Below are 228 nucleotides of genomic sequence, written 5' to 3'. Positions count from 1 at the left end.
AGGCAAATCCGCTTGCCGAAAAGGCTGATCTGTGATGGCGAGGGAAATCAAGTACCGAAGTTCCTGATTCCACACTGCCAAGAAAAGCCTCTAGCGAGGAAACAGGCGCCCGTACCGCAAACCGACACAGGTAGGCGAGGAGAGAATCCTAAGGTGATCGAGAGAACTCTCGTTAAGGAACTCGGCAAAATGACCCCGTAACTTCGGGAGAAGGGGTGCTCCTGCGGG

Annotated in this window: 1 rRNA gene; it reads left to right on the top strand. The window is 54.4% G+C overall.

From position 1 onward, the window contains the following. Positions 1 to 228: ribosomal RNA gene (locus tag D4N35_RS17950) — 23S ribosomal RNA — on the top strand; the annotation flags it as partial.

The organism is Siminovitchia fortis, from assembly GCF_003605365.2.
GTDB lineage: Bacteria > Bacillota > Bacilli > Bacillales > Bacillaceae_C > Siminovitchia > Siminovitchia fortis.
This window is presented reverse-complemented; position numbering and strand designations above follow the sequence as displayed.